General features: G+C 34.0%; 7 protein-coding genes. 5 read left to right on the top strand and 2 right to left on the bottom strand.

Annotated elements, in window-relative coordinates; genetic code table 11:
* Window positions 1–162 precede the first annotated feature (162 nt).
* From CW357_RS17200 to CW357_RS17190, 3 genes are all read left to right on the top strand, one after another.
* Window positions 163–1,662, top strand: a complete 1,500-nt coding sequence (locus CW357_RS17200) for a type I restriction-modification system subunit M (RefSeq protein WP_124218693.1) — start codon at window positions 163–165, stop codon at window positions 1,660–1,662.
* A gap of 19 nt (window positions 1,663–1,681) precedes the next feature.
* A complete protein-coding gene (locus CW357_RS17195; RefSeq protein WP_164489641.1) occupies window positions 1,682–2,932 on the top strand; it encodes a restriction endonuclease subunit S in 1,251 nt (416 codons plus the stop codon).
* An 86-nt stretch (window positions 2,933–3,018) separates the two neighbouring features.
* Window positions 3,019–5,958, top strand: a complete 2,940-nt coding sequence (locus tag CW357_RS17190) for a type I restriction endonuclease subunit R (protein ID WP_124218691.1) — start codon at window positions 3,019–3,021, stop codon at window positions 5,956–5,958.
* Between the two features lie 49 nt (window positions 5,959–6,007).
* On the opposite strand, the gene CW357_RS18965 is transcribed toward CW357_RS17190, so the two are convergent.
* The gene (locus tag CW357_RS18965) at window positions 6,008–6,250 is read right to left on the bottom strand and encodes a M48 family metallopeptidase (protein WP_371684407.1); all 243 of its coding nucleotides are present in this window, start codon (window positions 6,248–6,250) and stop codon (window positions 6,008–6,010) included.
* A gap of 71 nt (window positions 6,251–6,321) precedes the next feature.
* Window positions 6,322–6,737 (bottom strand): YgjP-like metallopeptidase domain-containing protein (locus tag CW357_RS17180; protein WP_241155172.1); only part of this gene is annotated, 416 nt, incomplete at its 3' end.
* A gap of 1,085 nt (window positions 6,738–7,822) precedes the next feature.
* On the opposite strand from CW357_RS17180, the gene CW357_RS17175 reads away from it, so the two are divergent.
* Both CW357_RS17175 and CW357_RS18400 read left to right on the top strand, forming a co-directional pair.
* Complete coding sequence (locus CW357_RS17175) at window positions 7,823–9,574, top strand: retron Ec67 family RNA-directed DNA polymerase/endonuclease (RefSeq protein WP_124218688.1); 1,752 nt, start codon at window positions 7,823–7,825, stop codon at window positions 9,572–9,574.
* Between the two features lie 591 nt (window positions 9,575–10,165).
* Complete coding sequence (locus CW357_RS18400; protein ID WP_164489639.1) at window positions 10,166–10,306, top strand: hypothetical protein; 141 nt, start codon at window positions 10,166–10,168, stop codon at window positions 10,304–10,306.
* Window positions 10,307–10,331: the final 25 nt, after the last annotated feature.

The following is a 10,331-nucleotide window of genomic DNA, read 5'->3' as shown; positions in this document are numbered from 1 at the left end:
AAAATCAGAAAGGACTTTTTCAGTGCCCTCGGTTGAAGCTACTGAGGGTTTTATTTTAGAGTAATTTTTGGTAAAAAATAAAAACAATTGGATTAGTAAAGCAATTGCATTTAATATTTTTCTTTGATTGTTTATACTAAGAATATAAATAGGAGGTTTACCATGACAAAGTTAACACAACAACAATTAGAATCGCATTTATGGAAGTCAGCTGATATTCTACGAGGATCAGTGAGTTCTGTATCATACAAAAATTATATATTTGGCTTGTTATTTTTAAAACGTACGAGTGATGTATTTCAAGAGCAACGTCAGGCTTTACTTGATAAATACGGAGAAGTAACAGGTGCACAAATTGCAGAAATGCCTACACAATATCAATTTTATGTACCGGAAGTTGCTCGCTGGGAAAATGTACGAAAACATGCGACAGATATAGGTGCAGCGATTAATATTGCATTCGAAGCATTGGAAAATGAAAATGCTACATTATTAAATGTATTAACACCGATTGATTTTAACAATAAAGAGATTTTGACAGACGAAACATTACAACGCCTACTTTCACATTTTAGTGAACTCGATTTAAGAAATGAAAATCTAAGCGAACCAGATATGCTTGGTCGTGCCTATGAATATCTCATCAAAATGTTCGCCGATGATGCAGGACAAAAGGGTGGAGAATTCTATACACCTTCTAAAGTCGTTGAACTGATCGTTAAAATCATTAAACCAGAGGAAGGCATGCGCGTATATGACCCAACATGTGGATCAGGTGGTATGCTTATTCAATCTGTCGATTACGTGAAGACAAATGGTGGTAACCCACAAGCACTTTCATTATTTGGTCAAGAACGAAACTTAGAAACATGGGCTATTGCTAAGATGAATCTATTATTACATGGTCTACCTGACCATCAAATTGTTAAAGGTGACACCCTTCGTAACCCAAAACTATTAGAAGACGGCGAACTTATGCTATTTGATCGTGTAATCGCCAATCCACCGTTCTCATTAAAAGAATGGGGCCGTGATGAAGCGCAAGCAGATACATATGGTCGCTATCAATTCGGGATACCTCCAAAATCATACGGGGACTATGCTTTTGTGCAACATATGATTGCATCGCTTAATAGCGAAGGAGTTGCCGGAGTTGTTATGCCACATGGTGTACTATTCCGTGGCGGAGCAGAAGGCAAAATCCGTAAAGCTATTTTAGAATCAGATTTACTAGAAGCAATCATAGGTTTACCATCAAGCTTATTCTATGGTACTGGGATTCCAGCATGTATCATGATCTTCAATCGTCATAAACCAGAAGAACGCAAAGGCAAAGTATTCATCATCGCAGCAGAAGATGAATACCAAGAAGGTAAAAATCAAAACCATCTTCGAGACCAAGATGTAGAAAAAATCGTGTCAACTTTTGATGCCTATGAAGATGTGGAAAAATACGCAAAAGTCGTATCATTAGATGAAATTAAAGACAATGATTATAACTTGAATATTACTCGCTACATTGATAAATCAGAAGAAGAAGAACCAGTTGATATTCCAGCAGTATTGAATGAGCTAGCAACTATCCACCAACAACGTGCTGAGAATACAGTTAAATTGAATGGTTTTTTGAAAGAACTTGGGTTGGGTGAGATTCATGAGTGAGGTACGAGAAGGTTATAAAATGACTGAGCTTGGGGAGATACCTGTTGAATGGGATATAAAAGAACTTAATACCATATTAGAAGTTCGAGATGGGACTCACGATTCACCAAAATATATTGAAAAAGGTATACCTTTTTTGACATCTAAAAACCTTAAAGATGGAAAATTAGATTTTTCAGAAGTGAATTATATTTCTAATGATGATCATATTAATTTTAGTAGACGTTCATTTGTTGAAAATGGTGATATTTTATTTGGAATGATTGGCACAGTTGGAAATCCAGTTATAGTAGATTTACCTTTTGAAATATCTATTAAAAATGTTGCACTTATTAAATTTAAATCTTCTACGATGAACAATAAATATATATTAGAATATTTGAATTCTGGATATATAACAAAACAGTTTAGACGTATATCAAACGGGGGGGTGCAAAAATTTATTGCTTTAGGAGAAATAAGAAAGTTAAAAGTGATTGTTCCGTCGATTTTTGAACAAAAAAAAATAGCCGATATCCTTTCAACAGTCGATACGCAAATCGAGCAAACGGAGCAAATGATTGAGCAAACAAAAGAATTGAAACATGGTTTGATGCAGCAGTTGTTGACGAAAGGGATAGGGCATACTGAGTTCAAAAATACAGAAAAGGGTATTACCCCAGCTAATTGGAAAATCGAGAAGATAGACAATATTGCTAGTGTAACTAAACTTGCTGGATATGAATTCACAGAGCATATAGAATATATTGAAGACGGAGAAATAATAGCATTAAGAGCTTTGAATGTAAAGAATGGAAAACTAGTTTTAAAAGATTTAAAATTCATATCACTTGATGTTTCTCAAAAACTTCCACGTTCACAATTGAAAATTGACGATTTATTATTTTCCTATGTGGGAACAGTAGGTGAAATGGCTATAATAGATATGAATAATAAGTATCATTTAGCACCAAATGTTGCAAAAATAACAGTAAATTCAAATATGTATGCAAAATTTTTGATGTATTTTATGTATTCAGCCTTAGGAAGAAAAGAGATTAATAAGTTTTTAACAACAACTTCACAACCAGCTTTATCAATGGGAAATATAAGGGCAATAAAGGTAATTGTTCCACCACTGCATGAACAACAAAAAATAGCCGAAATCCTTTCATCAGTAGACAATCAAATCGACATCTATGAAAAAGAAAAGGATAAATACGAAGAGCTTAAAAAAGGTTTAATGCAACAACTTCTTACAGGTAAAATTCGTGTAAAGGTTGATGAATAATAGAAGGGGCTGCGTATGCAGTCCTTTTCTTTATTCCCATTATTTTGTATCATATAGAGTATACATATATGAAATGAGGTGGCAGCGTGTCACAGTATGAATATGAAACGGTGGAGTTGCCGTTTATTAATAAATTAGTGAGTTATGGGTATACCCATAAAACAGGAGCACAACTTGATGGTGAACGTTCTTCACAGGCTTCTATCATTCTAGAAAATCGTTTTCATGCCGCATTAAAGCGATTGAATCCTTGGATTAGTGATGGGAATGTGGAGAAACTGGTTCGTCAGTTTGTTGCACCGACTGGAGATAGTCTTTGGACAATTAATAAAAAAGTCTATAACTGGTTATTTGGTGATGGTGTAACAGTTGAGCAAGACTTAGGAACAGGAAAAAAGGGGCAAACAGTTCGATTTTTTGATATGGAACATCCGACTAGTGAGCTCAATGAATATTTAGTTGTCAATCAATTGTCCATTAAGAATCCGAATGGCACAATTCGCCCAGATATTTTAATTTATATCAATGGTCTTCCTTTGGTCGTTATTGAATGCAAAAGTCCTAAACTTCAACCAGAGAAGCAGCTACCCGAATGTGTCCATCAAATTGAACGATATGTCGAAACAAACGAAAAGTTATTCTATACCAATCAGTTGATGATTGCGACAAGTAAAGACCGGGCAAGAGTCGGAACTTTGTATGCAAAAGCACAACACTATGGTTTATGGAAAGATCCGTATCCATTAAAAGTAGATGAACTTGAGTCTACGAATCCACAAGATATTTTAATTGCTGGTATTTTACGCAAAGAAGTTCTACTAGATATGCTTAGTAATTACATTGTTTATGATGGAAAAGTGAAAAAGTTCGCTCGTTACCAACAATATCGTGCAGTTGAAAAGGCAATTGAACGTATTCTTCACAACGACAAACCAAAACTTCGTGGCGGTGTTGTTTGGCACACACAAGGTTCAGGTAAATCACTAACTATGGTCTACCTGGCAAAAAAACTGCGTCGAATGCCTGAACTTGAAAATCCAATGATTGTTATCGTGACAGACCGTGAAGACTTGGACAATCAAATAACAGAAACCTTTACAGCTTGTGGCTTCCCGAATCCAAAACAAGCAGCGTCTGTAAAAGATCTGAAATTACAATTGTCTAAAGGTCAAGGAACCACTGTTATGACTCTAATCCATAAATTCCAAGCAAGGGAAGATGAGACTTTCCCGATTATTTCTGAAGCGGAGAATATTATTGTCATGACCGATGAATCCCATCGTTCTCAATACAAAGGCCTTGCGATGAACATGCGGACAGCTTTACCAAAGGCAACATTCATCGGCTTTACAGGTACTCCAATTGATAAAGAGAAACGTTCTACAACAGGTAAGTTCGGTTCCTATATAGATAAATACACAATCGACCAGGCTGTAGAAGATGGTGCGACTGTACAAATTTTCTATGAATCTCGTTTACCTAATCTGCAAATGCAAGGTGAAACATTAGATGAACTCTTTGCACGTAGTTTTAGTGAATTTGATGATGATGCCAAAGAACGGATTAAAGCAAAATATGTCAATAAAGAGCTAATCCTAACTTCACCCACTCGGATGCGTGATATTGCATTAGATATTGTGAAGCATTTTGAAGAAAAAGTGTTAGTGAATGGTTACAAAGCACAAGTTGTTGCGGTTTCACGTCGTGCAGCCGCAATGTATAAAGAGTTAATCGACGAATTTGCACATGGCACTTTTGAAACAGCAGTCATTTTTTCAGAAGGCCAAAACGATACAGATGAATTATTAAAGAAATATAAAACGTCTAAAGAGGAAGAAAAGGAATACGTTAAACGATTTAAAAAGCCTTTTGGTGATGGCAAAGATCAAGATAAATTAGCGATGCTAATAGTCTGTGATAAATTGTTAACGGGTTTTGATGCACCAATCGAGCAAGTAATGTATTTAGATAAGCCATTAAAAGAGCATAATTTACTTCAAGCTATTGCACGTACAAATCGTAAATATGATGAACATAAATCCTATGGCTTGATTGTCGATTATTTTGGTGTTTCGAAATTTTTAGACCAAGCATTGGATATTTTCAGCGAAAATGATGTTAAGGGAGCATTGGTTTCTATCGATTCAGAATTACCACGATTAGAACAACGACATCGCGCAGCTATGCGGTTCTTTGATGGATTGAAAAAGAATCAAGAAGAATTAGCTGTCTTAAAACTAGCACCAGAAGACGAACGTGCGAAATTTGATATTGCTTATAAACGTTTTGCACAAAGTATGGACCGGGTACTACCAGATCCAAAAGCTCAAAAGTTTGTAGCTGATTTGAAATGGCTTAGCTTAATTCGTCAATTGGCTCGCTCACGTTTTGCTGTAGTTGATGGTATGGATATTTCTGAATGTGGTGAAAAGGTCCGAAAGATGGTTCATGATTATATCACATCACAGGGAATTGAAGTACGTAAACCGATTCCTATTTTAGATGATCAATTTAAAGAAGAACTCGACAAACAGGAACTTCCCGAATCAAAAGCAGCTCAAATGGAACATGCAGTCAAACATGAAATCTCTGTAAAAATGGAAGAAGATGAAGTGTTCTATCAATCATTAAAAGAGAAAGTAGAAGCACTCATTGAACAACTTCGTACAGAGCAACTAACAATTTTTGAATATATAGATGGCATGCTTGAAATACGAGAAGAATTGAAGGCAAAAGCGGAAGGGAAAACACAAACGGGGTTATCCGCATATCAAGAGCCGTATTACAACAAACTTCTCGAAGTGTGCGAATCAAAAGCAGAGTATGAACTGCAAGATATCGCAAAAGACATTCAACATTTTATCGAGGATAGCGTAACACCTATTCCAGATTGGAAAAAGAAAATCGACTTTAAGAAAAACTTAAATGGTCAATTATTGTTAAAGCTAATCGATCAAGATTTATCTGTTGCAGAAGCAGGTATACTAACTGGTTACTTTGTATCTTTGGCTGAAAAACAATATTAATAGTATAAAGGGCAATGACTCTATCGAAGTCATTGCCCTTTTCTTTCGATTAAATATACAATTGGCGCCCATGAATACGGAGCCATTCTTTACTCGCAACATATTCAGGATATAACATCGATAAAGTATCCCAAAATGCCTCTGAATGATCCATTACGGTTAAGTGTGCAAGTTCATGAGCAATGACATAATCTATCGCCTGCATAGGTGCTAAAAAGATATGCCAATTTAATAGCACTTGTTGATTTGCAGTACAACTTCCCCAACGTTGCTGTTGATCTTTAATCGTAATTTTCTCAGGATATTTACCATACTTACTAGTAAACTGTTTAATGCGTTCTCTTGCAATACGATCCCCACGTNCCACGTTCCATAATCCATTGTTTGTATAAGGGATAGAGTAAGTTTCGATATTGCTCTGGAGTGATATCTTCTGAAACAGTAGCGATGAACTTACCTTGTTTATAAGAGAAAGATGCATTTTCAATATTTGGTTCAGTTATTACTTTTAATCGATACTGTCTACCTAAGTAAGGAAGCTTTTCACCTGACCGAAACTGACGAGGTGTATTATATTCAATCATTTCATCAAAATCCGCTTGCTTTTGCAAGATCCAAGTAGCTTTCTTTAATAGCTTACTTTCTATATCTTGAATAGTAGCGTCAATAGGAGCAATCACCTCAACTCCTTGGGCACTCACTTGAATAGACAATGTTTGCCGCTTATTACTCCGCTGTAATGTGTAAGGAATGACACTTTGACCGAATTCAATTTGCATGATGCCAACTCCTTGTATATGTTCATAAGCTTATTGTATCAAGGATTACTATTGAAATGAAGACTTAAACATTGGTTTCTGTATGTATGATATGAGAGTACCGACTATATTAAAGGCAATGATTACAAGGTTTGATGATATATGAAGTAACCGTCTTATTTAAGAGATTACTAGAAGATTCAAATGGTTGATGTGTAATTCAAGTTAGATGACTGATGTTGATAGAGCAGATGTTGTTGCTAGTACACTTTCAGGTGAAGATGGCTTTGACTATGAAAATACCCACCCCTGTCTCAGGGATCATGTATGATTCAAGGACAGAGGAGTTAGTATTTTATCAATTAGAGTAACTTTCAGTACGAAGCTTGGTCCCGATGATGCTGCCGTTTAATACCTGAATTTCTTCACCTTGTCATTAGCTTAAAGCGTATGCATTTTTGCCCACATACATCATGACAAGTACCATTGGCCGTAACCAATCAAAACTTCCACCAAACCGTTACGGTTGTTGCCGTTCCCGCTCCTCTAAGACTCACAATCCGGTCTGAAAACGACAGTAAAGACCTTGCCTAATGACTGCTACGTTGAATTTCTGCATCGGCTCAACTCACCTTACCTACTATTTTACGTGACTTAAGGGCAATTTCACGATTATTCTTTTACTAGTTTTCCTATGTTGAAACTATGAAACGACGCTTTTCGACAGAGTGTGCGTCTCTGACCCATAGGGATTTATATCTTATGAAGTTAATACAACCTTTTGATAATTAAATTGCAACAATGTATTATGGTAAATATTTTTATTCAACACCTTAACAGTGAATAGTTTATTAAGAGTCAAGGGGATATTCCTTAATATACTTAAAATCCAAGATTAATATTTAATTTTTAAAATATTTAAAAAATGGTGGTATAATAGAATAGTCGTGTGGCTAGACTTTTTCGCTTGTGTTTCGCAAGTGTTGACAAAAATGGTAGGAGGATTAGCTTCTATTATTCTTAATATTTACCGGATTTTATATAAATCTATTAGTTTTTCACTGCATAATGAGTAGCCACACGCTTATTCATGAAGGAGTTTTACTATGAGTGAATTTAGTGAAATAAAAACACGAAATGACCTTGCAGATTTCCTGAACATTCCTAGGAAACAGCTTACTTATGTATTGTATGTAAAAGGCATTAATAATTTATACACTTCCTTTGAAATATATAAGAAAAGTGGTGGCGCACGTAGAATTAATGCTCCTATAGAAGAACTTAAGGATATTCAAAGAAAACTTGCAGAAGCTTTGTATAAACATAAAAAAAGAAAGTGGAAGAAAAAAAATAATATATCTCATGGATTTGAAAAAGATAAGAGTATAATAACAAACGCAAAAATTCATCGGAATAAAAGGTTTGTTTTGAATATTGATTTAGAGAACTTTTTTGAAAGTTTTCATTTTGGTCGTGTCAGAGGTTTTTTTATAAAGAATCATAATTTCTTACTACCTATTGAAGTAGCCACAGTTATTGCGCAAATATCATGTTATGAAGGAAAACTACCACAAGGAGCTCCAAGTTCTCCGATTATTACAAACTTAATTTGTGAGATACTTGATTACAGAGTATCGAAAATGGCAAAAAAATATAAGTTGAATTATACACGATATGCAGATGACTTAACATTTTCGACTAATGACAAAAATTTTCTACGTCTACAGACGGAATTTCTTAAAAATATATCTAAAGAGTTAATACGAGCAGGATTTAAAATTAATGAAAAGAAGACAAGGTTGCAACTTAGGGATTCCAGACAGGTGGTAACAGGATTAGTTGTAAATAAGAAAATAAACGTAAATAGAATTTATTACAAAGAAACTAGGGCAATGGCCCATCAACTCTATAAACAAGGTGAATTCGAGATTAAAGGTGAACCTGCCACCCTTAATCAATTAGAAGGAAGATTTGCCTTTATAAATCAACTAACTTGGTACAATAATAAAATAGATGGTGTCAAACATCATTTTAATAATTTAACATCCAGGGAACTTCAATATCAAAAGTTTCTATTCTATAAATTCTTTTTTGCTAATCCCAAGCCACTTATTGTGACTGAAGGTAAAACGGATATTGCTTATTTAAAATCAGCTTTAAAAAACCTCTACAAGGAATACCCTAATTTAATTTCTAAAAATAGTGATGGAACATTTGAGTTTAAAGTATCTTTTCTAAAGAAAACAAAGAGATTAAAATACTTTTTGGGAATTTACCAGGATGGGGGCAATGCACTAAATAATATATATAATTTCTTTGACTCTAAAAAACCCGCTCCTAATTATTTAAGTTATTTTAAAACAATAAGCAATACTTTACCAATGAACCCCGTAATTTTAATGTTCGATAATGAGATTAAAAGTGGGAATAAAAAACCTATAGGTAAATTTCTTAACTATGCGAATCTAGATGCTGCAAAGAGGGAGACTTTAGAAAATAATTACATGGTTGATATTATTGATAATTTATATCTTTTAACTGTACCTCTCATTGGTGGGAAGTCCGAATGTGATATAGAAGATTTATTCGAAGAAATTACCCTTTTAAATAAAATTGATGGAAAAAAATTTATAAAAGCAGATAAATATGATGTTACAAAATACTATGGTAAAGAAATTTTCTCTAAGTATATTATAAATAACTATACCGATATTAACTTTACTAAATTTAGAGCGGTTTTAGATAAAATAAGCAATATAATAGAAACATACACTAAGGGACTAGTGGATACAGGGCATAATCTAGAAACAAAAATCAAAGATAAGAGTAGTGCAGATAAAGTGCCTCTAGAAATTTAAAATAATAAAAATACATTGGCATTTGTAGTAGAGTTATTCACTACTCAAATCCATAAATCTAATTTTGAATATATTGCTATTAATCAGCATAAAAATGGACCTCTCTATAGTGAGGTCCATTTTTTATTGAATTGGGGCAGCATTACTGTAATTACTGAAGTATATTAAGATTGTGTAGCTTAGTCATTCCATTATAGGGACAGATTTTTGAATAACATTCAAAATGAATAGCTAAGCTTAGGAGAATTTGGATAAACATTTTAGTAGAGAGGCTCAGGAATTTTGTAAGCCATTATAGAAAGAAAGTAAAGTTACTCTGTGCATAAAAATAGCGCTATTTATAGGCAGGACTATTTGTTGAAGTGCAAGGTACACATACAATTTTAATTGTTAGAATTGTGAGTGTGCCTGGCACTTTTTGTTTACTATTTGAAATTAGCTAGTTTTTAATATTAAATCATTAATATTTTGTGTAAAGCATTCATTCTGTGAAAAAAAGATTATCTATTTTTCTATTTAATAGTTAATAATTACTATTGTTTTATGGTAAAATAGTTTTATGATGTAAGAGTTTTAAAGGAGTTAAGACAAATGGGCTTTTTTCTTAAGGCACTCTCTGTTATAACGGGAAGCAATGAAGAGACACTTTTAAATGCACGTACGGAGATTTCAAACAACTTTGGATCTGATCATTTAAGTAATGAAACAGAGCGTGATTATGTATTTATGTAAGCGTCAAGTAGTTTTGAACACTTTC

The sequence above is a fragment of the Rummeliibacillus sp. TYF005 genome, assembly GCF_003844195.1.
Taxonomy (GTDB): domain Bacteria; phylum Bacillota; class Bacilli; order Bacillales_A; family Planococcaceae; genus Rummeliibacillus.
Note: the sequence above shows the minus strand (reverse complement) of the source record. Positions and strands in the feature narration are given on the sequence as shown.

Excerpts from the sequence above, each read along its gene's own strand:
- CW357_RS17195 (WP_164489641.1), top strand. The coding sequence starts at position 1,682 with ATGACTGAGCTTGGGGAGATACCTGTTGAATGGGATATAAAAGAACTT.
- CW357_RS17200 (WP_124218693.1), top strand. The coding sequence starts at position 163 with ATGACAAAGTTAACACAACAACAATTAGAATCGCATTTATGGAAGTCA.
- CW357_RS17175 (WP_124218688.1), top strand. The coding sequence starts at position 7,823 with ATGAGTGAATTTAGTGAAATAAAAACACGAAATGACCTTGCAGATTTC.
- CW357_RS18400 (WP_164489639.1), top strand. The coding sequence starts at position 10,166 with ATGGGCTTTTTTCTTAAGGCACTCTCTGTTATAACGGGAAGCAATGAA.